A 25946-nucleotide genomic window follows, 5' to 3' on the forward strand; every position below is an offset into this window, starting at 1 on the left:
ATCGTCTTTGAACCGATCTGCATCCGGGTTCAAAATTTTATACCCTCCGATCAACGAGCCCTGACCGGTATAATTTTTTGTACCCCCGTCAGATCCCTTCCTCCACCGCGATCCCGCAGGAAGCGAAACGGGCCGCAGAGATGGCCCCTAGACGAAGGATACGCACCCTGGTTGGGGTGAGCACCTCGATCAGGGTGGAGGGATCGCCTCCCTGGGGAAAGGGAGGGTCTTCAAGCACATAATCCACCCGGGCTCGCAGTTCCGGATCGAGCTGTTCCAACGAGGCCGGGCCGGGCCGGCCGCTTACGTTGGCAGAGGTCGCCACAAGGGGATTTGCAACCCGCAGACAGAGTTCCCTGGCCAGGGGATGCGGAGTGAATCGAACCGATGTCCGCCCCTGGCTGTCCATGACCCGGAAGGGAACCTCTCCCTTCAGCCTGACCACAACCGACAAGGGACCCGGCCAGAACGTACTGACAACCGATCTGATCGCCTCATCGGGATGGGTACATGCGATAAACTGCTCCCACGAACCCACGATCACGGGCAGCGACTTGGCCACATCCCGGTTCTTGGCCCCAAAGAGCCTGTCCACGGCATGCGCGTCATGACAAAGACATCCCAGGGCATACAGAGTTTCCGTGGGATAGACCACGATTCCGCCCGACTTGATAATCCGAGTCGCCTGAAGTAGCGATTCACTCATAAGTGACTCCCCATTGGTAGGAAGAGAAAAAATTTCCCGGCTACGACCTCACGGACGGAATATGCAGGGAGTCTATATGGGCATTTTTTGCTCACCGATTTTACAACCTATTGTTTTTCTTTAATATAAAAAATGAATTTTCCTCTGGCAGATTATTTGCTTATCATCTGCAAACACAGGAGAAGACCATGAAAATATCCACCGAACAACTTCAACTTCTTGCCAGGGAACAGGCCAAAAAGGGCCAGGGGACGAATGAAGGTGCGGGATTTAATGACCTTCTGGCCAAGGAGATGAAAGGGGATAGCACCACGGCCGCAAGCACCGCCAAGCAGACCGCGGTCCCCCATGCCGGTATTCTGGGGCTGAATCCTCTCTTTGCCACGCAACAGGTCAATCCTTCCATCGATCAGCAGGAGATCATGAACACCATGGACGGCGTCTTGGACCAACTGGATCAGTATGCAAAAAAACTGGGCTCATCCGACGTCAATCTGCGCAATGTCTATCAGGAACTCCAGGGTATAGGACAACAGATGGACCGTTTACGGGAAACCATGCAATCCCAGGGCACATCTTCTCCAGAACTCGATGCCCTGTACACCGAGATGGACATCCTCGCGACCACCGAGACCTTCAAGTTCAACCGGGGTGACTATTTCGCTGGATAAGGAAAAACAGGGAGACAGGAAAAACGGAGACGGGAGAAGGGAGAAAGGAAGATAGAATGAAAGTACGCAGGAGGCAGTGCGCAGGAAAAACTTGAAGACGTGACAAGTGTTTTTGAGAATTCAAGGATTTTTCCGTCACTTACACATAAGGTCTGCCAATCTCACTGCATTCCTGACTCCCGTCAGCTCTGCATAAGGTCTGCTAAGGCTCGCAAGCTCGCCAAGCATTCACTTTTCCCTTCTCCCGTCTCCCTTCTCCGTTTCTTCCCGCCTTTCCTGCGCACTGCGCACTGCATCCTGCGCACTTATTCCTGCGCACTGCGCACTTTTCTCTACAACTCACAGAGTTCCCGTACCAGTCCGTCAATAGCCGCCCGCGCGCTCTGCTCTTTGATTGCACTCCTGGTCCCTGAAAAATGCCTACACGCAGCCCAGGTCCTGTGGGGCAGACACCAACCTATCCAGACAGTGCCCACGGGTTTTTCCGGGGTTCCTCCCGAGGGCCCGGCTATTCCCGAAAGGGCCACACCAACATCCGCCCCGGTTATCCTGCACCCGCCCCTGACCATTGCCAGCACACAGGGCTCACTCACGGCCCCGTGCTGATCGAAGATGTGCGCATCCACGCCCAAAAGCCGTATCTTGAGCGCATTGCTGTAGGAGACGATCCCGCCCAGATACCAGTCCGAACTCCCGGCCACATTGGTCAGTTCGTGCCCCACCAGCCCGCCGGTACAGGATTCGGCCGTGGTCATCATCCAGCCCTTTTTCCGCAACAGCGACCCCAGTTTCACCACTAAAGACTGCATACTCTGTTCCGTCATCATCTTCCCCCGGCCGATCTCAGGCAAAAAGTTTGGGCATACCCAGATACAACATGTACCCCCCAAGGCCCATCTTGACGATGATGCCAAAAACCTTGCCCCACATGGCCCCCACCGCCGCCCGGCTGGCTGCCTGCAAGCTCATTCCGCCCAGAAGCTCCACTCCCAGACTGCCTAGATAGGCTCCCACAATACATCCCGGAATGGCTCCGGCACCAAAGAAAAAGGGGGCGCCGACCACCGCGCCCACCAGGGCGCCAACCAGGGCACCAATGTTCCCCTTTCTGGTTCCTCCGGACCGATTGCCGCTCCAGAACAGGGTCACATGCTCGAGCCCCTCGCCCACCAACGCCAGAAAGGTGAGAACCCCGAAAAAAAACCACCCCATGTCTGCCTCGGGATGTATCCACTTCCAGATTCCGAAAAGCGCCAGTATGAACCAGTTGCCCGGCAGACTCAAAAAATGGCTCAAAAAACAGATAACCAGCAGGATGACAAAAAGAACGGCCAGCATGCACACCATCTCCTGTATCAAAAGCTATGGGAAAAAGCTGATTACGATTTATTGTTACTCTTTTTGATCAGATGAAAAAACATGGACGCATATCGTCCCGAGGCCACGTCCGGAAGGGGGAACAAGGGAAGTTCCGCAGGAGGGAAGGATCCGGTCAGCCCGAAGAAGAGGTCCGCAGAAATCTGATCCAGGGCCGGGGCTATTTCCTCCCAGAGATCATGCGCCGCGGTAATGGGCATGCCATGGGTACGGCATTGCAGGGGACGATAGTCAAAGATGAGACATTTTCCCTCATGGGAAAAGGGACACAGGGTTCCGGAATCCACCAGACAATGCCTGCCCTCGGCCAGGATGGTCCCCTTGGTTTCCCGCTCCTTGCGGGCCACCTGGGATGCCCTTTCAATGACCTGTTTGCGCACATCGCTTGGCAGTTTGGCATCCAGAACCTTGCGCAGGTATTCGGCCTCGGCAAGGGTCAAGCGGATGGGCGTGGTACAGCAGGCAATGGTATCCTTCCCGCAAGCGGACAATTTTTTGAATCCGGCGCACAATCTGTCCACCTCGTCCCGGATATTCTCGTATTCCTGCAGAAAGGGTTCGAGATCCACGCCTTTTCTGACCTCCAGGGATGGCTCCCGCAGGGTCAACCGGCCAGCCTTGCGCCCGTATTTGCGTACGGTCCACCATTGATCGAAATTGGCGGGTTTGGCCCGCAGATTCTTTAGCACCTTGGAGGCCATCTTGTGCCCGAGCCCCTTGCGCAGCAGATAGAGATTGAGCACGGTCCCGGTTCGGCCAATGCCGTGCCGGCAATGGATATAGACCTTCTTGCCCAGGTACAGCGCCTCGTCCAACCATTCCAGAACAGGCTCCATGGTCTCCAGATCCGGTGCATCCTCATCGTCAATGGGCAGGTAATAGACCTCGAACCCATGATCCCGCTCGATGGTATGCAGATCACAAAACTCGCCGCAAAGATTCAAAATGGCGCTTATCCCCTGTTCGCGCAATGCCTCGAGCTGGACCTGGGACATGGGTGCGCTGCCAACGGCAAGCTGGGAGGTAACCCAGGAAAGAGACGATCGCTTTGTGGTCATCCGCTGTAGAACTCCTCGACCAGAGGTTCAATCTGTTCCGGGACATCCAGACGCATATCCATAAGCCGGGTCATGGCCAGAACACGCCCGAGACGGATCAGTCCCGTTCTGGTTTCCTCCGCGGAAAACCGGTTCATATGCGCGTCCAACCGGTCTCCCTTGATGGCCACCTCGAATCCGTTTTCACCCAGGATGCGGGCAATAAACTCCAGACGCAGAAGCCGGCCACCCATATCCGCCCCGCCCCCCTTGAACCGAAAATTCACATAGGTATTTTTGGAGGTTTCCGCCAACAGGCTGTCGACCACGGAAAAATGATATCCAAAACGCAAAAGCACATGCATATATTGCTTGGAAACAACGGCATAACTTGCCAGAAGCGCACTCTTGGAACTGAAGATTCCGGCACTTATCCGGTCGAATTCCTCCCAGTCCATGTGCGGCATGTTGCTGTCCCAGAAAATGTCCGGACTGGCCAGTCCCTTCCACAGCTCCTGCAGGGGAAGACATGTGATATCTCCCGGACTGACCGAGGCCCGTTTGTTCCCCCTGGCCAGCCCTCCACCGAGATCCACGATGCGCATGGACAGGGGAAGTTCCGACTCCAGATTCCTGGCCCGTCCCATGCCCCTTCCTCTTTTATCGACCAGGGCGAACATCGTCCGAACACCCATTTCGTGAACCAGCCGGATGACGTCGTGCAGGGAATGGCAATGCTCCAGATCAAAATCAGGGGATGTGGCGTCTGTCAGGTGCAGAACGCCGATCTTGTCCATGATCAGATCAAGACGTTTTGAGACCGGCGAGGGTGGGTGTTTGGTGTCATTGAAAGCACGCAGCAATCCCTCTTCACGTCCTGGGTAGACCCGGACGTTATTCCCATCCACAGTCACGGTGGGGGCGATATCTCCAATGGTATCGACTCCCTTGCCGACCAGGACCGGAATGCCGAATTCCCGGGCAACAGCTGCAAAGTGACAGGCGCGACACCCCGACTCGGCCAGAACACCGCGTACCCGATTCATGACCGAGACCAGTTCGGGCCGCAGGGATGCGACCACTATGATGCAACCATGAGGAACGTCTTTTGGCTCTTTGCAATCCCTGATTCTGTGGACAGGCCCATAGGCTGTTCCGGGCGCAGCACGGATGAGGGAAAGAGGCAGTGGTTCGCCTGTGATCGGCCTGCCCGAATCAGTGTTCACAGATTCGGGCAGGCCGGTCAAAGGACGGGTCTGGAAAATAAACAACCGCCCGTGCGTATCAAAAGCCCATTCAATGTCCTGTGGTGCTCCCTGGAGTTCTTCGAGCTTCAAGGCGGTCCGGATCAAAGCGGCACACGATGCCTTGTCCAGACAACCATCCACCCCTTCTCCACACGATGCGTCACTGCGGGAAACCAATCTGGTCGAGGGGGTTACCCCCCCGTCCATGAGGATTTCTCCCCTGCCTCTGACGGCATAGATTCCCAATTGATCACCGTTTCCCGCAGGATCGCGCGTATAGACCACTCCACTGGAAACAGGGTCGAGCATGGGCTGAACAAGAACCGCCATGGGGGTTTCCATGTCCGTGAAACCATGATGAATACGGTAAAACAGAGCGTTGGGGCTGTACTTGCCGGCCAGGACCCGTTTGTATCCATCAAGAATCTCATCCAGGGAGACGTCAGGAATACTTTCATACTGCCCGGCAAAGGAAAAGGAACCATCCTCGGACACGGCGCTGCTGCGCAAGATGAACCGTGAACCGGGAAATTGCTCCAGACACCTGCCAAGTCCGTCTCGCAACTCAGTTGCCAGAGTTTCAGGCACCTCGCCGGCCAGAATGAGTTTTTGCATGTACGTGGCCAGCTTGCCTATCTTGACATGATCATGGGGTCGAACGCTTTGCAGGGCCCGGTCGATTCTGAACCGCAGATCATTGTGTTCGGCAAAAAGCTGCCACCCCCGTGCGGTGACCACACAGCCGGGAAGGACATTGATCCCTTCCTTGCTCATTATGCGGGACAGCGCAGCCGCCTTGCCACCAACCAGTTGTTCCTCCAAGGGATGGCCATCAAGATGGAGTACATACGGGGGATCGGACCGGGGAGACGGGATACAGCAGGCTGCAAGAATTTCCGAGGACAAACGGTCATGCCACTCAAGAATGGATTGCGCCGACCCCGGAGCCATGGCCTCGTAAGCCCGGATCATCCGCCGCGTTGCCTTGAGCACCCTGCGAACCAGCCAGACGATCCTGGCCCAGTCGGCGCTTTCGTGTCCCTGACGGATCTCCTGGAGGTCTGCGATGATTTCAAGCCCGATATTGTCGTAATGGAGCAGATCCATAAAGCCGTTGTACCGCTCACGCATGAGCGTCCCCGGCATAAAGACCTTGCGGGCGAGATGGGAAAGAGATGGATGATTCATAAAGGGAAACCGGTCGTAAAATGATAGGGAGAAACGCTATGAAAAAATAAAGAAATCCCGTGACCACTCTTCTCTCATGGGACTGTTCAGCCTTCCCCCAACATTTCGGTCACCTTGGTTTCGAGTTCGTCCTTGTCAATGGGTTTGACGCAGTATTCCACGGCTCCCAGATTGAGCGATTCGCGGGCCGTTTCCAGGGTGGGATATCCGGTAAGCATCATCACCTTGATCTGTGGAGAAATGTTCTTCAACTCCTCGAGCACATCCATCCCACTCATCTTTTTGAGCTTCATGTCCAGGATGGCCAGATCCACCGGGTTCTTTTTGACGAACTCGATGCACTCCTCTTCTTCGGTAAAGGCATGAACCGTATGTCCCTTGCGGGAAAGAATGCGCTGAATCAGGACCCCCGCGTCCTGGACATCGTCGAGTACAAGGATATGAGCCATGGTGTCTCCTGCATGATTGTGGTAGTTGCTGAGTCAGATCCATATCGTTCCCGCGGGAAAAGGTCAAAACACTAATTGTCCAAGGGCGATACAGGTCATTGAACCCGGATCAGAAAAATCCGCTGCGGCCCTCCCGGAAAATGGACGAGCCCTTGTTCCAGCCGGAGCAACCGCCTGCCTGTCGGTATCCTTCCGCTGAATCCCCCCCCTTCAACCGGCAAACAAGGCAGCCAATTGGATCTAATTTCAAGCTCAAAAATTCACAATCTAAGTCGTTTTAGATTAAATATTTGATATATAGGCATATATTAATTTATTGTGAATTGAATCACAAAAAATGGTTCAATTTTTCCTGTTTTGTCCTTGCAGCATGTTCAAAAAAATTCTTTTTTTCCCATTTTTGATCTTTCACGACCCGATCCATAAAGGAGCCCTTAACACATTGAGGGGTACGAGAATATGACCACGACGGCTTTTCATGTCATGTCCAAACCGGGTCTTACTCGCATCGATAACCATAACCAGATGAGGATACCATGACGTACAAGGAAATGCAGGAAATGCTCATGAAGGAAATGCGGCTCTACCACTACCCCATAGCCGTCAAATTCTTCTATGACCAGGACGAAATAGACGCCTTCAAGAGCAAGGCGGAATATGTGACCCCGGTCAAACCGACCACCTTTTGTCAATGGGAAATCGGGGCCCGCATGAAAGGTCAGATCGTCTTCGGAGATGCCAAGGACCAGGGATGCTCCAACGCCCGGTACAACTTTGGCTGGAAGGATTACGATGAGGCCGAGGTCAAGAGTCACGCCAAATACACCAAAGACCTCGACCAGGCAGCCCGGTTCGTCAAGTCCAAGGCACGGATGCCCGAAGGGTTGCTGGCAATCGTTGTGGCACCTCTCGGCTCCATCGACGGCCTGTTCGAACCCGATACCGTACATTTTTATTGCGACAACATGCAGGCCTACCACCTGGCCGTTGACTACATGGCCGCCACGGACACCCACCCCCTGCGCCCGACCATCACCATGAACTCTTCGGCCTGCGGTGGTAATGTAAGCAGTTACATGCACAAGGAATTCAACATGCTGCCTGCCTGTTCGGGCAGCTACAACGCCGGAAAGACCGAAAGGGGTGAGATCAATGTGATCATTCCGGGCGAACAATTTCCCGCGGTCATGGAACGACTGGCCGAACGCATCGAACAGTCCAGCGCATCCATCACCAAACCCGGTGACGCCTTCCCTGGTCAGGACATCTGCAAAAACTGTCCCCTGATCATTTTCAAAAAAGGATGAGCCTGGGTTGGTTCGTCTCCACCAGCACCCGTTGAGAACTCCTCGAAGTATACGGCAATAGTGGACGAACACCCTTTGTTGATGTATAAGATGGACACCCATAGGGGGTGCCCTTGCTCAAGTGTATCACCTACAACGTTATAAAACCTTTCAAGGAGAAACCATGCTGACGTCCAGAAAACATTGCATCATCATTGCTCTGGCCCTGGTGGCCGTTGCCATCTGGTTCGATCCCGTCTGGGCCGACCGCCTGCAGGATGCCATCAACGCAACCCCCAAGGGAACCGATCCCGGCCAGATTGACCCCTCTGCTCCGGCAGGATTTTTGGGCATTCCGGGAGGTCCGAGTATCAACCTGATCGTTGCCTTTGCCTGGGCGATCTGGGTGGGCTGGATCTTCTCAACCGTTGGCGCCTTTGGCGGAATCATGGCGGGTGTTGGTCATATCACCATTTTCGGGCTGGGCAACTATGCATCCGGTTTCAAAAAAACGAATCCGGTCATGAACAAGCTTGTCACCGACTCCATCCGGGTATCCAACCAGTGGCTTGTGGGAACCTCAGCTGCCTCGGGATCATTCAACTATTATAAAATGGGTCGTCTGGTTCTCCCTCTGGGCCTCTGCCTGGCGGCTGGCTCCATTGCCGGCTCCTATCTGATTCCCTGGTTGACTGCAGGGAAGATTTCACTGAAAGCCTATATCGGCTACTTTGGCCTTTTCGTTCTTTTTCTGGGTTGTTATCTCTTTTATGAAACCACCCCCAAGGGACAGGCCGGAAAGAAAAAGGCCCGCGCCGCAGCCAAGGCCTTTGAAGAAGCCAATATGGGCAAGAACAAAAATGTGGAAGCCACCAAGGATCAGGGTGTCAAGGTTCTCAGCTTCAGTATCAAGCATTGTTCCTTTACCTTCTATGGTGTCGAATTCTCCTTCAATCCGCTGGTCCCCATCTGTGGTGGCTTTGTCATCGCGGGACTGGCTTCCTTTCTCGGAGTTGGCGGCGGATTTCTCCTGGTTCCCTTTCTGACCAGCATCGCCGGACTGCCCATGTACCTGGTGGCCGGGACATCTTCCTTTGCCGTGCTCGTGGGTATGGTCACCTCCATCTTCACCTATATGGTGGTCAAGGGAACCCCGGTATTCTGGCCCCTGATCGGCATCGAGCTTTTGGGCGTCCTGGTGGGTTCCTTCATTGGTCCGCGGACATCCAAGTACATCCCTGACATCTGGCTCAAGCGCCTCTTCGTCGTCCTGGCACTTTACGTGGGTATCAGATACACCTCCAAGGGATTTCTGGGATTCAGCCTTCTCCCTCCGTTCTAGACGGCGGACTGACTTAAAAAGGATGCAAAACGGCCCGGTTCACCGCAATGGCAAACCGGGCCGTTTTCTTTTGACCTCAAACGCGGGAAGATTTACACCTCTTCCAGTTCAATTTTTACTGACCCCGATACCATTATGATAACCTGGACCACCATTCTTTCCTTTCTCGATCCCGTGCTCATTGCACCCTACAGGATCTTTGCGACTTCACCCGACCTGGCCTTCTGGTTCGGCACCCAGGCCCTCGCCCTTGGCTGCATCATCCTGGGGGAATTGAGCATGGCCCTGGTCTATCGGTTTAACCGCAGCTATTATGCACGGTTGAATCAGGAGATGGTCAGGATGCATAACATCTCGGTGGACGCCATCAAACAGAAAAACAAATCCGTGTACAAGGCGGCCAATTCCTGGGCCAACGAGTATTTCGGCAAGGTCTTCTTTTCCCAGGCGGCCCTGTTCGCTGTTTCGCTGTGGCCGCTGCCCTTTGTGCTCGGCTGGATGCAGGAGCGTTTTTCCGGGATCACCATCGCCACTGTTCCCGGAGTCGGCTGGGAACTGGAATATCCCTTTGCCATGATCGGGGGCTATATTGTGCTGCGGATCCTGTTTTCACGCATCAAGTACCGACTCCCTGTTTTCTCGAAGATCGATGCCATGCACAAGGAAGATGCCCGACTCTCGGAAACCCTGACTTCGTGGAATGATTGATACGACCGCACATCAAGAACCCCAAACCCACGCACCCGCCATGACCCCTTTCACCTGCTCACGCACCTGCACCCGATTCATGGCCCGTCATTCAAGACAGACAGGCTGCTATCTTCTGTTCCTTGTCGCATTGTCCACACTCCTGAGCATGTTTGGTTGTGACCGGGACGAAAAGGTCGTTTACGTGGACATGGACAAGCGGGAGACCATTCAACGGCCGCAGCAGGACGCGGCCCTGACCTACGCCTATCTTCCCCAGTACTCCCACACGGTCTCCTATAAACGGCACAACCTTCTAGTGCGCCATCTTGCCCGGGAAACCGGTCTGGCCATCCGCCAGGTCTTTCCCAACACCTTTGACGAACATCTGGAAATGGTCAGGCAGGGCAAAATCGATATCTCCTTTTCCAATCCCATGGTCTATATCCGCCTGGCCGAAACGGGTGCCCGTGCCTTCGCCCGGATCATCGAGCCCTTTTCAGGCAAACCAACGTTCAGAGGACAGATCATCGCCCGGGCCGACAACCCGTTTGTCTCCCGTCTGTCCGACTGCGTGGGAAAACGATGGATAGCGGTGGATCCGCTCTCGACCGGAGGCTACCTCCTTCCGTTGGGCTATTTCATCGATCACGGGATCACGAGAAACAGCTTCGCGTGCATTGATTTCGCTCCAGGACCGGCCGGCAAACAGGAAAAGGCCGTTTTGGCCGTCTATGCCGGCAAATACGACATCGCCTCCATCCGGGAAGGAACCCTCGGGGTTGTCAGCAACCAGATCGAGCCGGGATCGATCAAGATCATCGCCACCACCCCTCCCTATCCGAGCTGGGTCTACTCGGCCCGCAAAGGCCTTGACCAGCAGATCGTGGACCGCATTGCCAGGGCCATGTTCGTTCTGTCCCCGGACGATCCCGAGCAGGCCGGCATTCTGGAAACCGCGGGCATGGCCGGAATCATCCCGACCAAAGACGAGGACTACGATCCTATCCGGCGTCTTTCAGAACGTCTCAAACTTGACGATCCCTCCCCTGTTACCCCCTGTTCGGAAACAGACAACAAGGGAGGATCCTCATGAAAACCTTTTCCCGCATGCGCGTTCGGACCAAGGTCAACTTCGGCATCGCCCTGATCGTTTTGTTCTCCTCCCTGGTGGTCACCTTTTCCGTCACCCCGATCACCTCCAGGGCCCTGATCGACGAGTTTCTCAAGCAGGGCAGGGTCATGGCCGGCAATCTCGCCCTGCGATCCACCGATCCGCTCCTGGCAACGGATATGCTCGCCCTCAAAGGCATGATCGATGAACTCATGACCGTTGATGTCGATGTTGCCTACGCCTTTATCCAGGATGAACACGACCGTATTCTGGTGCACACGTTCAATCAGGGATTCCCCTCGGATCTCAAGACAGCCAATCGGGTCGATACCACCGGCACGACAGAGATCGTGACCGTCGATACCGGGACGGAAAGAATCTATGATTTTGCAACCGCTGTAACCATCGACAGCAAACGCCTGGGCACGGTCAGGATCGGCCTCTCCCAGAACAAGATCCAACAGGTCATCCGCGGTCTCATCCTGACCATCGTCCTGATCGCCGGTCTGACCCTGTTCGCAGCGTTCATTCTCGCAGCCCTTTTCTCCAGGCGGATCACCTCACGGATCGGCCTGCTCCAGCAACATGCCGAGACCATTGTCAAAGGCAACCTGGATCAACAGCCCAATTACCCCGGACCCGTGACCAAATGCTGGGAGATCAGACATTGTCATCGTACATCCTGCGTGGCCTGGGGGAATGAAAGATACAGATGCTGGTGTCTGTCCAACACCCAATGTCCCGAATGCAAGGGCATGCCATTTCCGGACAAACTCGCTGTATGCCGTAAATGTCCGGTCTTTAAAAACCGCAGCGGGGATGAGATCCAGGAACTCATGGAGACCTTCGACATCATGGCTCTGACCATGCGTTCGCACATCGACGATCTCAAACAGGCCGAACAGAACATGGCCCGGCAGCGAAAATTTCTGCGCACCATTCTCGATGTATCACCGGACCTCATCGGGTTGACCGGACCCCATCACACTTACACAACCGCCAATGCCGCCTTTGCCAAATTCGTGGGCAGGACCGTGGACACGGTTGTCGGATGCACGGATGAGGATCTCTTTCCCCAGGAAATTGCCGCATCGCGCATGGCCCAGGCCCAGGATATCTTGCTCACCGGTGCGGTCATCAACGAAGAACAGCTTCTCCCTGAACACGATGGAGAATCCTCGCGCTGGTTCCATGTCATCAGAGTGCCCATGCGTGACCAGAACAGAAAGATCACCGGGGTGCTCTCCACCGCCAGGGACATCAGCATGCTCAAGAGCTATCAGGACCAGCTCATTCAATCGCAGAAACTCCAATCCCTGGGCAAACTTGCAGGCGGCATGGCCCACGAGATCAACACCCCGCTCGGGATCATCCTCGGATATGCCCAGCTCCTTCAGGAAGATGTGGAAAAGGACGGTCCCCTCTACAATGATCTGGAGATCATCATCAAGCAGATCCACTTCTGCAAGAAAATCGTTGCCGATATGCTCGGGTTTTCCCGGCAGAGCCAGAGTGAGAAGGTGATCATGTGTTTCAACAACTCCATCATGGAGGTCATCCATCTTGTACGGCACAGTTTTCAGATCGAACACGTACAGATTGTCACCGAACTCGACGACCGCTTTCCCATCATCCAGGGCGATCCGGAAAAGCTCAAACAGGTATGGATGAATCTGCTGTCCAACGCCCTGGATGCCCTGGAAAACGGCGGGGTGATCAAGGTCAAAACCCTGCTCGACAGCATAAACATGACCATAACCCTCTGGATCGCCGATTCGGGCTGCGGCATCCCGGCCAAGAAGATCAATTCCATCTTTGATCCCTTTTTCAGTACCAAGCCTACAGGCAAAGGAACCGGCCTGGGTCTGTCCGTCTCGTTTGGGATCATCAAGGATCACCATGGATCCATCGAGGCGACCAGTCCGCTGCCTGCAGAATTCAGCAAGGACATGCCCGAGGACAGCGGTCCGGGAACAGTGTTCAAGGTCACCCTGCCGCTGGAGCCTGAGCAGGAATCAGGATCTGTATACTGTGTCTACCCGCCTGTGGACGAAAAGGACAAGTCATGAGTTTGCGGAACATCTTCGCGCACTGGACCTATGAGACCTTTCCGCCCGGGGCTATTCTCCGTTCCAAATACAATGCCTTTGCCCGACTCATCCGGGAGGATGAAACCTGCCTGGCGATCATTGCGGAAATCGAGGAACTCCATGCCCGTCGTCCCATGGCCGACTGGTCGAGAATCCTCTACCTTACCTACAGACTCGATATTCATGTGCGCAAGATGCTTGAACATCTCCAGCGGATCAATCCGGTCAGATTCATGGACCTCATGGACTATGTTTCAAAGACCAGCTTTTACATGCGCATGGCTGTCAGCGTGGACGATCCGGAAATAAGCCCTCCCTTTGTCTTTCCCTTGAGCGAGGCCTTGACGCGAAAAAAACACGCCAATTACGCCGCTGCCACCCTGGCCCGAATCATGGCCAATGCCTCCCTCTCCCTGCCCCTGCCTCAAGGGTTTGTCATTTCATCGAGTGCCTATCACTATTTTATCGAGGCCAACGACCTGCGACCCCGGCTGGATAAAATACTCCGGGGAATAAATCTTCACCACCCAGAGGGAATCGAGCACATTTCTCAGGAGATCCAGGAACTCATCCTCCAGGCTCCCATTCCGGACAGCGTTGCCGATGCCATAGAGATAGCCATCCTGGATCTCGTGGGTGGATCGGGGAGCGTGGACATGGAGGCTGACCCGCGACGCACCCCTGCCACCCTGGGACTCGAGGCCCATCGAATCAGAATCTCTGCAATCACGCTTTCAAAAGCGCTCCAGGCCTGGAAGCAATGCATCCTGGCCAAATACCGACCGCAATCCATTGCCGAACGTATCGGCCAGGGCCTGGCCGATTGCGAGGTTCCCATGGTGGTAACGGTTCAGGTTCTCCCTGCCCATGTTGCATCCGGTGTCTTCAGGCCCGAACCTACCGGCGCCGTGGATCTGCTGCCCGAACGAACCCGGAACAGGGACATGGTTTCCATCACCCTTGAATCCCCTTCCCCCGAGGAAGAGACAACCATGCTCCTGGCAAAGGATGAAGGGCACCGGGTCCTGCTCAACCCGGAAACCCCGTTCATGAGCCCGCGCAATGCCAAGCAACTGACCATCCAGGGACTGGCCATCCAGGATCTGCTCGATACCCCGCACAGCATTGGCTGGGTTCTGGACACTCGCCACAGATACTGGATAACCTCGGTCGTTCCAAACCTCGAAGGCCAACCCAAAATCCGCCGTTTTGACAAGGCACTGACCATAACCGGACGATCGACTCTGGCCCCGGCAGGTCAGGAAAAAGATGTATCACCCGAGCGGATCAAATCCATGTACGACCTGATCTCTTTTGCCAGGGAAAAGGGCGTCGAGGAGATGTTCAGCCTGGTCAACCGCTCCGGACTGGGCATTGAAGGGGCCAAGATTCTGGACGAACCGCCCGCCAGGATCTGGATTCTCAACCTGGCCGACGGGTTTTTTCCCACGGCTGCGGGAAAAAACGCTGTGGGTCCCAACGAACTCAAATCAATCCCCATGTGGGCCCTGTGGTTCGGCATGGAATCCACCATCGAACCGGCAACCGCCTTTGACCATACCGGCGACGAAGGTCCGCAGCCCCACCTTTTCGGTCACGCCATCCTTTCCCGGACCTATCTGCACATGAGCGTCCATTCCGGTCCCGATTTTGCCGAGATCGATACGGTCTGCGGCCGGGAATCGACACGCAATCATATTGGTTTCCGCTATAAATCAACTGGTTTTCCACCACCAGATCAAGTCATCGTTGGTATGCAGGACATGCTCGACCAACATGGTTTCACCACCAAACTCCTGGGAAACATGATCGAGGCGTGGTGCGAAGGATATGAGGAAACCCAGACCCAGAAACGACTCGCCGTTCTAGGCAGACTGATTGCCGGAAAACGTACAACCTAATGCGGCCAGGCCGCAGTTTTAAGTTTTAGGTTTTAAGCTTTAAGTTCAAGCGATTATAAAATTTTCTTGTTTTTTTTATAACAGAACATTCTGAGGAAAATACTAAAACCCCCTGCAAAAAATACTTTGTGCAGGCACATCCTAAAACCTAAAACGTAAAACTTAAAACCTAAAACCACCCCTATGCATTTCTACCGACATATATCCAGGGACGATCTTGATTCCGCGAAAATCGGCCTCGCCCTTGGAAGTGGTGCTGCCCGGGGGATCAGTCATATCGGTGTTCTCAAGACCCTGGACACCCTGGGCATCAAACCCTTTTGCATCGCCGGAACAAGTGTCGGCGCGATCATGGGCGCCATGTACGTGGCCGGAAGATTCGACGCCTATACCGCCCGGCTCAGTCAATGGACCCGCAAGGACACCCTGAACATCCTGGACCCTGTGCTGCCCCGATCCGGTCTGATCGAGGGAAGCAAGTTCATCGAATTCCTTCAGGAATATTTGAACATGCCCACATTCGAGGACTGCGACATCCCCATGGCCATGATCATGACCGATGCCCGAAGCGGCGAGGAAATCGTGGTCCGGTCGGGCTCCATCACCAAGGCGCTGCGGGGAACCATCTCGGTTCCGGGCTTTATCACCCCTGCCCGGGAGAACGGGCGGATCCTGCTCGATGGCGCCCTGGTCAATCCCCTGCCGGTAGATATCTGCCGCCAAATGGGCGCGGATCTGGTCATTGCGGTGGATGTCAATTCCAAATTCATCAAACAAAAGATCCAGGGAAAAACTAAAAACAAACCCCAAACAGGTTTTTTGAGTCAGCAGACCTTTATCTCCTCCTGGGCAGCACGCCTGGAGGAACATGATTTTTTCCCGACCCAGTTTTTCAGCAAACTTGTCCCGCGCAGAAACAACCAGGCGGCCCTGGACATTTCCCTGTTCGAGATCCTCTCCAACTCCATCGACATCCTGGAAAACACCCTCAAGGAGACCCGCCTGGCCAAAGACCCGCCGGATATCCTTTTGCGTCCGGATACAAAGCAGATCAGCTTCCTGGACATCCACCTGGCCAACGAGGCCATGGAGGCGGGCAAGCAAAGCGTACGCAGGATGATGGCGGCCATCGGCGATGAGGACAATGACTCCCAGGCGAGCTGACAGGCCCGTTGCTGCGGACCGATCACAACACGAACGCCCACCAGGATAAACCCGGTGGGCGTTCGTATCTGAATACAAGATCGACCCGCTCTCGGTATTGCGGATACCACATACAGCGTAACGGTGGGCTGCCCGATCAGGTGATGAGATCCTTGCGCATGGTCTGAATCACCGTGCCGCCCGGTTCATTCAGGGTGCAGACCAGATCACCCGTGCTGGAAAAATCGATCTCCCGGTTCTCCTTGCTCCACAGACTGAACCAGGCCACCCCCCATTTGCCCAGGGGATAGGGCAGGTTGCCCATGTAAAAAAGCCTGTCCCAGGTCCATCCGCGACCAAGGAGCTCCTCCCACCGGGGCTTGATCCAGGTCAGGGCGGCCTCGAGGTTCGACTTCATCTCGGCAGTGACATATTTGTTTTCCTTGATGAGTTCTTCGGGGACCTCGGGTCGGTCCTTGGCAAACGAACTCATTCCTGCACGTCCTTTTCCAGCCACTGCTCCAGGGCTTCGATTTGTGCGGCCACTGACAGGGGACCCGTACCGCCGGGGACCTCCCTTCTCTTGACCGCGGCCTCGTAGGCCAGAACCTCGAAAACATCCTCGTCAACCAGGTCGCTGAAGGCCTTGAGTTCCTCGAGGGAACAATCCTCCAGGCACTTGTTCTCTTTCTCGGCATAGGCCACGGCATTGCCGGTTATGTGGTGGGCCTGCCTGAAGGGAATCCCCTTGCCGACCAGATAATCGGCCAATTCGGTGGCGTTCAAAAATCCCTTGCGCAGGGCAGCGTGCATGGCCTCGGGATTGAAAGTCAGTGCAGCGACCATCTGGCCCATGATGACCACGGACAACGACACGGTCCTGTCCGTGTCGAAAAAGGGTTCCTTGTCTTCCTGCATGTCACGGTTGTAGGCCAAGGGAAGCCCCTTCATTGTCGTGAGCATACCCATGAGATCCCCGAAAACCCGTCCGGTCTTCCCACGCATGAGTTCGGCCACATCGGGATTCTTCTTCTGGGGCATGATGGAGGATCCCGTGGCAAAGGCATCCGGGAGCTTGATGAACCCGAATCCGGGGTTGGACCAGATGATGATCTCCTCGCAGAGGCGGGAGAGATGGGCCATGATCTGGGAGCCCACAAAAAGCGACTCGAGCACGAAATCCCTGTCGGAAACAGCGTCCATGCTGTTGGCGAAAACACCTTCGAGTCCAAGCTCATGGGCAACGAACCCGGGATCAAGGGGATAGGTGGTACCGGCCAAAGCGGCCGCACCCAGGGGAGAGACCGAGGCCCGTTTGGCACAATCCTCCACCCGCCCGAGATCACGCACAAACATCTGGCAATAGGCGAGCAGATGGTGCGCCAGGGATACGGGCTGGGCCGGTTGCATATGGGTATATCCGGGCAGGATGGTATCCTGATGGTTCCTGGCCTGGGAGACAAGGGACTCGACAAGTTTCTTGAGCCCATCCTTCCACACCTGGAGGCGATCGACCACAAAGAGCCTGAAATCCAGCGCCACCTGATCGTTCCGACTGCGACCGGTATGCAGCTTCTGGCCGACAGGTCCGACAATTTCCGTCAGACGGTTCTCGATATTCATGTGCACATCTTCGAGATCGGCCCGCCAATCAAAGGTACCGGCCTCGATTTCCCCGGCCACCGCGTCCAGGCCGCTGACAAGGGTTGCAGCCTCTTCAGAAGTCAATACCCCCTGCTTGGCCAGCATACGGGCATGGGCCTTGGAACCGGAGATATCCTGGGCAAAAAGCTGCCTGTCATAGGTTGCGGAAACCGTATATTCTTCCACCAGGGGGGCGGTGGACTGCTCAAACCGCCCGCCCCACAATTTTTTCTGCGTCTTCACATCTGCTGCCATGATCCGTCCTTGAATCAATTCATTGAAGAAATTGGATACGTTAAGAAATTTCAAAACTTGAAAACCACATTCGCATCTCCCAGCACTTCCAAACTCCCTGAAATCTCTCAACCCCTCAACTCTCTAAAATCTCTTAAATCTCTTAAATCTCTTAAATTTCTTAAATCCCTTAAATCCCTTAAATCCCTTAAATCTCTAAAATCTCTAAAATCTCTAAAATCTCTAAAATTTCTAAAATCTTATTTCCCATGAACCTTGTTATAGGCCATGAGCCTGAGTCCCTGCAGACGGATGAAACCGGCGGCATCGGCCTGATTGTAGACATCGTCCTCTTCAAAGGTGGCCAGTTCCGGATTGTACAGGGAGTTGGGAGAGGTCCGGGACAGGGGCCATACACCGCCCTTGTACAATTTCAACCTCACCTGGCCGGTGACACATTCCTGGGCCTTGTCCATGAAGGCCTGCAGGGCCTCGCGCTCGGGCGAGTACCAGAATCCATTGTAGACCATTTCCGCATACCTGGGAATGAGGGTATCGCGCAGATGCACCAGTTCACGATCCAGGCAGAGCCCTTCGAGATCCTGATGCGCGGCGTGGATGATCGTCCCCCCGGGGGTCTCGTACACACCTCTGGACTTCATGCCCACGAAACGATTCTCGACCATGTCCAGCCGGCCGATGCCGTGTCTGCCGCCCAGCCTGTTCAGATGTTTGATCAAGACGGCCGGGCTCATGCGTTCCCCGTTCACAGCCACGGGATCGCCCTTTTCAAAATCAATGGTCACGATCTCGGGGGTGTCTGGCGCCTCTTCAATGGGGACACACAATTGATGGCTTCCGGAAGCGGGCTCGTTGCCCGGATCTTCGAGTTCACCGCCCTCGAAACTCAGGTGCAGGAGATTGCGGTCACAGGAATAGGGTTTCTCCTTGGTCACGGGAACCGGGATGCCGTGTTCCTTGGCAAAGGCGATCAAAGCGGTTCGCGAACCAAGATCCCAGTCCCTCCACGGGGCAATGGTCACCAGTTCCGGTGCCAGGGCCATGGCCGAAAGTTCGAAGCGGACCTGGTCATTTCCCTTGCCGGTGGCCCCATGGGCAAGGGCCTGGGCCCCTTCCTGGCGGGCGATCTCCACCAGCTTCTTGGAGATGAGCGGCCGGGCAATGGAGGTACCGAGCAGATAGCGACTCTCGTAGATAGCCCCGGAACGAAAGGCCGGAAAAATGAAGTCCCGGGCGAATTCTTCCTGCAGATCCAGGATATAGGCCTTGGAGGCACCGGTTGACAGGGCCTTTTCCTCGAGCCCGTCGAGCTCCTCTTCCTGACCGAGATCTGCTGTCAGGGTGATCACTTCGCAATCATAGGTCGTCTGGATCCACTTGAGGATCACAGAGGTGTCCAGGCCGCCGGAATAGGCGAGAACCACTTTCTTGATGTCACTCATATATATCTCCGCGTGTTTGATTGAAGGTCACATCACAGCCAGGGTCGAATAAAAAAAGGGCATGTTGGAGACTTCCGACATGCCGGGAACAAATGTTTGCAGCAGAAAGCACGATATTGCCAAGCAGCCGGGGTGTCAATGCAGGCCGCGGCCGGGCCGGAGCTGATTTGTACTCACTGCCGGGCAGCCCTGTCGGGGGTGAATTGACTGTCTGACCGAGTCAGGCATCGTGCATCAAGCCGTTGTCTGCCACCTTTTTGGAATTTCCAGCCGGTATCGAGCAACGGTTTGATGGTACGAGGCCGGCGAGGGAGTTTCAATCCGCTCCCGACAGGGTTGACCGGACGTGAGCGTTCAAACGTTTGGGTGAAAACACGTTTGACGTGGCTGCCGGCTTAGACAAAAAAAGAAATGTATGAATAGCCCGAAATCTCCATATGCTTTACCTCACGGGCATATTTTGAAAACAGGATCAGTCCCAGATTGTCGAGTTCCTCGGGACCCGCCCGAAACAGGCTGTCGGGCATGGCGAAATTATTGATGTCATCCATCTGATGGCCGCAGATGGCCTCGGTAAAAATACCTTCCTCGGTCCTGGTTATCCGGATGTTCAGCAGCCGTTCATGGTTTTCGCCCTTGCCGACCATATAAAAAAACATCTCCTCGCAGCAGAGCATGAGGGAAAATTTTTTCTCTTCGGATATGCCCAGCTTTTCCCGCCCGTTGTCGATCATATCCCGCAGATCGTGAAAACTCTCGGCATGGGCCGCAAAAACCCCCTGAAGGCGTTTCTTGGGAGCGATATAGGCCAAGGTACTCAGAATAAATGCGGTGAAGCCCCCAATGGCCACGCTGTTCTGGAGCACGGGGGCAAGGGATGCTGGGACTATTTCCGGAAAAATGTTGCCGCTCTCCGCAACAAGCCCGACAGTCAGAGAAATACCTAGGATGAGCCCGTTCTGGGTCCCAAAGGAATTCATGGTCACCAATCCGAGTCCGGCCTGAAACAGCAAGGCCGCGATAACGAGCAGAAATCCCCCGATGACCGGTGCGGGCATATCCAGAACAAACCCGCTCACCTTGGGCATGAAGGCCAGACAGAGAAGGATCAGGGCTCCAATCCGACCGACCCGGGCCGAGGAGACCCCGGTCATCTCGATAAGGGGGATGTTATCGCAATAGATCGAGGGCACAGCCGTACCAAACAATGCGGCCGCTACCTTGCTGACCCCATCGCAATAGAGCCCTCCCTGAATCCGATCGTAGGAAACCCGTCTGAAATCTCGCAGGGAAACCTGCTGCACCAGCATCAGATTGCCGGTATTTTCGATCACACTGGCAAGCATGGCCATGCAAAAGGCCAGAAAAAGGGGTACATGGTACCCGGAAAACCCCATCTCCAGTCCCGGCCAGGCGAATTCCGGCAGACCGATCCAGGGTGCATGGGCCGAATGGTCGAGTTCCAGAAGTCCGACACTGGCCGCGGCCACGTACCCGCTGGCAACGCCGATGAGCGGACTCCACATGCGGATCGCACCCCGGCCAAACAACATGAGCCCGATCAAAACGGCCACGGTCAACCCCCCGACCATGAATCGGGAGGAGATCACCGACCTGGGGAGTCCGGCCTCACCCGTCCACAAATCAACAGCCAAGGGGATGAGCGAGACAGCGATGAGCAGGATGACCACCCCGCCCACGGCCGGGGTGATGATATGACGAAAAAATCTGATGAAATAGGTGTATAAAAAGACAATGGGAACGCTCAGAATGGACATGGTGGCCAGCAGGCCCATTCCGCCCATGTTTACGGCATCGATGGAACAGGCAAGAAAGGCACTGTACGACCCGGTGAAAAGGATGGCCCCGGCCCCGAAACGGTATGTATGCCGGGACTGCAGAAAGGTGAACAGGGCTGCGATCAGAATGATCCCGAAGGTGGCAAACCGAAGCGTCTCATGGGGCACATCACTGACCTTGCCGAGAATATTGGGCACAAAAATAATCGCGTCGAAAATGAGCAGAACATGGGTGCATGCCAGAACAAAGGCCAAGAGAACCGGAGGTTCCTCATCCACGTCATACCGCAGGCGGTCTTCGGTCATGACCATTTCATCCTCTTGAATCTCCCATCATTTTTTCCAGAACATACACACATTGCTGCCCAACCCATTGCGAACTGCGCACTGCGTACTGCGTACGTATCTCCTTACACCCGATCCAGAAACTCCAGATCCTTGGTCTGGGAGTTTTTGGTTCCCACACAAAGCACCTCGATACCGCCTCCTGGCTTGTGACGGAAATAAAGTCTCCCATTGTACCCGAAGGCCACTTCCAACACCTTGGTCTTACGTCCCTTGCCAAAAACCTTTCTCTTGATCGTCACCAGGGAGGGATCGACATGCAATTGCAGGATGACTTCTTCAGCCTTGATGCGCATATCCTCGGCCATATCGCCGATGCCCTGGATGGTTTTGTCATGGATGTCCAGATGCTTGTACAGAACGCGGAGCCGTTTTTCCAGATTGTCCCCTGTTTTTGACTTTTTGACCGGCTTGCTGACCGGTTTTGCACTCAGCTCGTCGATCTGCTCCCGGAGTTTGTCGATTTCAGCCCGCTGACTCTCCTGAAGCGTCCGGGTCTTGTGCAGCTGCTCCTCCAGGGTGACGATCTCGTCCAGAAGCCCGTCCTCGTTGACCGAGGCCTGTTTTCGCTCCTGAAGAAGCTCTGTTTTGACCCGATCGACCTTGGACTCAAGATCCCCCTTGAGGGTGTCGAGTTCCTCGATCCGCTCGGCAAAACGCTGCTCCTTGTCCCTGAGTTCCCTGATCCTGGAATCCTTCTGGGCCTCTTCGCGCAAGGCCCGCGCAAGCCCTCTCTTGTAGACGCCGAAAAGAATGCCGATAGCCACGAAAACATACAGGGCCATCAACACAAGGCCGGCCAGAGATACCGGGGAAAGGGAGAGATTGACACGCAGACTCAGCCCCTTGTTCAACAATTCATAGTTTTCCTGGGCGATATCCAGGGTATCCTCGGGAGTGATGCGGGCCTGGGTGTCAAATGAGGACGGATAGATGATCTCATTGTCCTTGGTCGTCACCAGAACATTGGGTTTCACCCCCCAGTACAGGGCATTGCTGTCGCTGAAATATTCATTGATATTCCGGTTGACCATGTCCCGGAGCCTGGCCTTTCCCTGTAAAAGGACTGTGGTGTCTCCCAGATAGACACTGGTCAGATCGGAAAGATACTTTTTTTCCAACCCCGAGGAGATGCCCTGCAGGGAGGCGACGTACAACACCGACGGCAGCAGGATACACAGAATGAGCACTCTGAAAGGAAAAAATTTCATCCCTGCCTCCGGATGCAATCCCTTTTCCGGATGCGACAATCCCCCCTCGGAAACAAAAACCAGGCCCCTTCGGACACACGACTATTCACCGGTCACAGCCTCCCCACGGGTGGATCTGTCATCTTCTTGAAGACGATCCAGAATGTCTCGGGCATGTTCCTTTCCCTGAAAGGTCGCATTGAACTCCAGTGCACCGGAAAGGGCCTGTCTGGCCTGGTCCAGGTTATGTTCCTGAAAATGGGCAAGTCCCAGATGATAGAGAAAAAGAGGATTTTCAGGATCCCGGTCCACACTGCGTGAGAGATAATCAAGGGCCGAGGCTGCTTTATCCTGACGCAGCAGGATCAGTCCCATGGTATCCAGCACCAGGGGATCATCGGGCATTTTTTCCAGGGCCAGGGTGGCCAGTTGCAGCGCCTCGCTCAGATGGTCATCCTGTCTGACCAGGATATAGGCGAGATTGTTGGCAGCGGGTCCATAGCCCGGGTCCAGCTCGAGGATCTCGCGATACCATTTTTCGGCTGCCGCAAGATCGCCTCTGGTTTCGGCAAGGGTTCCCAAAAACAATCTGCTCTCGATGTCAGCGGGAGCCTGTTCCAGGACCACCAATGCATGGGCCCGGGCCTGATCGGGGTTGCCTCGATCACGCAACACCCTGGCCAGGCCCATTCGTGCCGGAACAAAACGGGGCCAGGCATCAAGAGCAGCTGTGAGCGCCTTGTCGGCATTTTCCAGTTCGCCCGTGGCCAGCAAAGCCATGCCTTTGAGATAATTGATCTTGGGCAGGTTTGGGTTGGTATCGAGCAGGGCCTGGGAAAGGTCCAGCGTGGTTTGAAAATCGCCGCGCTCAAGGGCCAGTTCTGTCTGCAGGATGCGGGACGGCAAAAAAGAGGGGTTGGCCTCCAGGGCCTGAATCACATATTTTTCAGCCAGTTCGAGCTTGTCCGTATGGGCGTAGAACCGGGAGACCGTGTCCAGCACCTGAACGTTGTCCGGAGCGATCTTCAAGGCCCGTTCATAGGACTGGGCGGCCTTGTCTTCGTTGCCGATCAGATCGTAAAACCTGGCCAGATGCATGAGCGGGCCGACCTGCATGGGTGAGAGTTTGACCGCTTCCCTGTAGGCCGACTCGGCCATGTCCATTTGGCCGATGCGGAAATAAAAGGTGCCAAGGATCTCCTGAAGATTGGGATTGCCGGGATCGTGCTGCAGCGCGTCCAGGAGCACACCCTTGGCATCGGTGATCTTGCCTTCGCCAAGATAGCGGTCGACCAGGGCCAGTTTGAGATCCAGGGAATGGGGATTATTTTCCATGCCCGCATGGAGCAGGGTGGTGATCTCTTCAGTCTCGCCGAGAACCGCCAGGGTCTTGACCAGGGCGAGATAGGCCCGGATCTGGGAGGGATCGAGTTCAATGATCTCTTTGAACAAGGTTTTGGCCTGGCGCAGTTTTTTTTGCTGGACCATGAGCGATCCTTTGAGAAACAGGGCCTCGATGTTTGCGGGTTCCTTGGCAAGAACATTGTCGAGAATGTCCAGGGCACGGGAGAAATCTCTGCCCAGCATGTGGAAAGTCGCCAGTCTGAGCTGGACATCCTGATCCTGAGGATCGAGCTCTGCTGCCTTGGTGAAACTGGCAAAGGCCGCCCTGAGTTCGCCCCGCCGCATCTGCACGATCCCCAACTGGACAAAGGCCTCTTTGTACCGATTGTCCAGGGCAATGGCCCGCAAAAAGGCCTTTTCCGCGTCTTCCAGTTCACCCTTGACCAAAAATGCGTTGCCTTCTTCAAGATGGGCTGTTTTTTTCTCCTCTTCAGCACTGCAGGAAGCGATGAGCAATGTGACTCCCAGCAAACAGAACACAACCCAGTTTCTCCTGAAATCCATGACCTCTCCAAACTTCATAACGAACATGTGAATATGACAATAAGTAGCTACAGGCTCTCTATGTCCTGCATTTGCAGCAGCCGGTTTTCTTCAAGCAAAGGGCAGACCAGACACCATCGAGTTTTGCTCAATCTTCACAAAGATAGGCGATAAACTCCCTGGTCTCCATGGCCCCGAAATACTGAGAGAGATCGACATTCTCAAGACATTGCTCCAACCGGTCCTTTCTGAACACCTGACCCGTGAGCAGACTTTCAAGCCCCTGGATCTCACCATGGCCGAGGAAGTCCCCATAGATTTTCACCAAGGTGATGATACCGGCTTCGACCTGAATGCGGGTATCCACCTGGCCGACAGGAAAACGCTTTTTTTTCTGTACATTGAATCTGGGTGATTTTCCGAAATTCCACTCCCAGTTTCCATATTTGGTTGCAGCCAGTTCATGGACCGCATCCCATTGATCCGGGGTCAGCTCACAGGTGCGCACCCCTCCAAAGGGGGCGAACAGGGTTTTTATGAGATGGGTACTAAAGGCAGCCATGTCCATGGGTTCAGGCAGACACTCCCTGATATTTGTCACCCGGCTGCGCACGGATTTGAGGGCCTTGGAGGTAATCTTCTCCTGACTCACGTTCAGGGCCTGAACCAGGATTTCCATATCTGAATCAAAAAGCAGGGTTCCATGGGTGAGCATGGAGGTACGGGTGGCATACTGGGCGTTGCCGGAGATTTTTTTTCCCTGGGCAAGAATATCGTTTCGCCCGGTCAATTCCGCCTCGATCCCCAACGCTTTGAGGGCCTTTATGACCGGTTCGGTGAATTTACGAAAATTGAGCACATTGTCGCGATCGAACCGGGTCATGAAGCTGAAATTGAGATTGCCGTGATCGTGATACACCGCCCCGCCGCCGGAAATCCTGCGCACCACATGGATACCGTTGGCATCCACATAGTTCTGATTGATCTCCTCCAGGGTGTTTTGAAAACGACCGATAATGATCGACGGATCGTTGACATAAAAAAGCAGATAATCCGTGTCCGGATCGAGGTTTTTCAGACAATACTCTTCCAGGGCCAGATTGACCCGCGGATCCGTGATGCCGTTATTGGAGATACACTGCATGA

21 protein-coding genes are annotated in these 25946 nt (G+C 54.9%); 8 read left to right on the forward strand and 13 right to left on the reverse strand.

Annotated features, from left to right (window positions below):
* Positions 1 to 88 precede the first annotated feature (88 nt).
* Complete coding sequence (locus tag ACTVJH_RS04970; RefSeq protein ID WP_455988078.1) at positions 89 to 706, reverse strand: L-threonylcarbamoyladenylate synthase; 618 nt, start codon at positions 704 to 706, stop codon at positions 89 to 91.
* A gap of 188 nt (positions 707 to 894) precedes the next feature.
* On the opposite strand from ACTVJH_RS04970, the gene ACTVJH_RS04975 reads away from it, so the two are divergent.
* Positions 895 to 1377, forward strand: coding sequence for a hypothetical protein (locus tag ACTVJH_RS04975; RefSeq protein ID WP_455988080.1), 483 nt, complete (start codon positions 895 to 897; stop codon positions 1375 to 1377).
* A 332-nt stretch (positions 1378 to 1709) separates the two neighbouring features.
* Here ACTVJH_RS04975 and ACTVJH_RS04980 read toward each other — a convergent pair whose 3' ends face one another.
* From ACTVJH_RS04980 to ACTVJH_RS05000, 5 genes are all read right to left on the reverse strand, one after another.
* Complete coding sequence (locus ACTVJH_RS04980; protein ID WP_455988082.1) at positions 1710 to 2186, reverse strand: CinA family protein; 477 nt, start codon at positions 2184 to 2186, stop codon at positions 1710 to 1712.
* Between the two features lie 34 nt (positions 2187 to 2220).
* On the reverse strand, positions 2221 to 2715 hold the full coding sequence (locus ACTVJH_RS04985) for a DUF456 domain-containing protein (RefSeq protein WP_455988084.1): 495 nt from the start codon (positions 2713 to 2715) through the stop codon (positions 2221 to 2223).
* A 41-nt stretch (positions 2716 to 2756) separates the two neighbouring features.
* Complete coding sequence (locus ACTVJH_RS04990; RefSeq protein WP_455988086.1) at positions 2757 to 3812, reverse strand: phosphatase domain-containing putative toxin; 1056 nt, start codon at positions 3810 to 3812, stop codon at positions 2757 to 2759.
* Positions 3809 to 6226 (reverse strand): PEP/pyruvate-binding domain-containing protein, encoded by a 2418-nt coding sequence (locus ACTVJH_RS04995; RefSeq protein WP_455988088.1) that lies wholly within the window; start codon positions 6224 to 6226, stop codon positions 3809 to 3811. The genes ACTVJH_RS04990 and ACTVJH_RS04995 overlap by 4 nt, the downstream gene beginning before the upstream one ends.
* A gap of 86 nt (positions 6227 to 6312) precedes the next feature.
* Positions 6313 to 6675: a response regulator gene (locus tag ACTVJH_RS05000; RefSeq protein ID WP_455988090.1), complete on the reverse strand. Its 363-nt coding sequence runs from the start codon at positions 6673 to 6675 to the stop codon at positions 6313 to 6315.
* A 536-nt stretch (positions 6676 to 7211) separates the two neighbouring features.
* Between ACTVJH_RS05000 and ACTVJH_RS05005 the strand changes: the two genes are divergently transcribed.
* From ACTVJH_RS05005 to ACTVJH_RS05035, 7 genes are all read left to right on the forward strand, one after another.
* Positions 7212 to 7982 carry a DUF169 domain-containing protein gene (locus ACTVJH_RS05005; protein ID WP_455988092.1) on the forward strand — a complete coding sequence of 257 codons (771 nt, stop codon included), beginning with the start codon at positions 7212 to 7214 and terminating at the stop codon, positions 7980 to 7982.
* 163 nt (positions 7983 to 8145) lie between these two features.
* Positions 8146 to 9303: a sulfite exporter TauE/SafE family protein gene (locus tag ACTVJH_RS05010; RefSeq protein WP_455988094.1), complete on the forward strand. Its 1158-nt coding sequence runs from the start codon at positions 8146 to 8148 to the stop codon at positions 9301 to 9303.
* Between the two features lie 135 nt (positions 9304 to 9438).
* Positions 9439 to 10011, forward strand: a complete 573-nt coding sequence (locus ACTVJH_RS05015) for a hypothetical protein (RefSeq protein ID WP_455988096.1) — start codon at positions 9439 to 9441, stop codon at positions 10009 to 10011.
* Positions 10012 to 10159: 148 nt separating this feature from the next.
* Positions 10160 to 11086 carry a phosphate/phosphite/phosphonate ABC transporter substrate-binding protein gene (locus ACTVJH_RS05020; RefSeq protein ID WP_455988145.1) on the forward strand — a complete coding sequence of 309 codons (927 nt, stop codon included), beginning with the start codon at positions 10160 to 10162 and terminating at the stop codon, positions 11084 to 11086.
* Positions 11083 to 13173, forward strand: a complete 2091-nt coding sequence (locus tag ACTVJH_RS05025; protein WP_455988098.1) for an ATP-binding protein — start codon at positions 11083 to 11085, stop codon at positions 13171 to 13173. Before ACTVJH_RS05020 ends, ACTVJH_RS05025 begins: the two co-directional genes overlap by 4 nt.
* Positions 13170 to 15095 carry a PEP/pyruvate-binding domain-containing protein gene (locus ACTVJH_RS05030; RefSeq protein ID WP_455988100.1) on the forward strand — a complete coding sequence of 642 codons (1926 nt, stop codon included), beginning with the start codon at positions 13170 to 13172 and terminating at the stop codon, positions 15093 to 15095. The genes ACTVJH_RS05025 and ACTVJH_RS05030 overlap by 4 nt, the downstream gene beginning before the upstream one ends.
* Positions 15096 to 15278: 183 nt before the next feature.
* Positions 15279 to 16259, forward strand: coding sequence for a patatin-like phospholipase family protein (locus ACTVJH_RS05035; protein WP_455988102.1), 981 nt, complete (start codon positions 15279 to 15281; stop codon positions 16257 to 16259).
* Between the two features lie 136 nt (positions 16260 to 16395).
* Here ACTVJH_RS05035 and ACTVJH_RS05040 read toward each other — a convergent pair whose 3' ends face one another.
* From ACTVJH_RS05040 to ACTVJH_RS05070, 7 genes are all read right to left on the reverse strand, one after another.
* Positions 16396 to 16731 carry a hypothetical protein gene (locus tag ACTVJH_RS05040; RefSeq protein ID WP_455988104.1) on the reverse strand — a complete coding sequence of 112 codons (336 nt, stop codon included), beginning with the start codon at positions 16729 to 16731 and terminating at the stop codon, positions 16396 to 16398.
* Positions 16728 to 18137, reverse strand: coding sequence for an argininosuccinate lyase (gene argH, locus ACTVJH_RS05045; RefSeq protein ID WP_455988106.1), 1410 nt, complete (start codon positions 18135 to 18137; stop codon positions 16728 to 16730). The genes ACTVJH_RS05040 and argH overlap by 4 nt, the downstream gene beginning before the upstream one ends.
* A gap of 239 nt (positions 18138 to 18376) precedes the next feature.
* The gene (locus tag ACTVJH_RS05050; protein WP_455988108.1) at positions 18377 to 19579 is read right to left on the reverse strand and encodes an argininosuccinate synthase; all 1203 of its coding nucleotides are present in this window, start codon (positions 19577 to 19579) and stop codon (positions 18377 to 18379) included.
* A gap of 395 nt (positions 19580 to 19974) precedes the next feature.
* A complete protein-coding gene (locus ACTVJH_RS05055; protein ID WP_455988110.1) occupies positions 19975 to 21684 on the reverse strand; it encodes a uracil-xanthine permease family protein in 1710 nt (569 codons plus the stop codon).
* 104 nt (positions 21685 to 21788) lie between these two features.
* A complete protein-coding gene (locus ACTVJH_RS05060) occupies positions 21789 to 22934 on the reverse strand; it encodes a hypothetical protein (RefSeq protein ID WP_455988112.1) in 1146 nt (381 codons plus the stop codon).
* An 81-nt stretch (positions 22935 to 23015) separates the two neighbouring features.
* A complete protein-coding gene (locus ACTVJH_RS05065; RefSeq protein WP_455988114.1) occupies positions 23016 to 24821 on the reverse strand; it encodes a tetratricopeptide repeat protein in 1806 nt (601 codons plus the stop codon).
* A 127-nt stretch (positions 24822 to 24948) separates the two neighbouring features.
* The gene (locus ACTVJH_RS05070) at positions 24949 to 25944 is read right to left on the reverse strand and encodes a lipoate--protein ligase (RefSeq protein WP_455988116.1); all 996 of its coding nucleotides are present in this window, start codon (positions 25942 to 25944) and stop codon (positions 24949 to 24951) included.
* Positions 25945 to 25946 lie beyond the last annotated feature (2 nt).

It is taken from the genome of Desulfoplanes sp. PS50 (assembly GCF_053851535.1).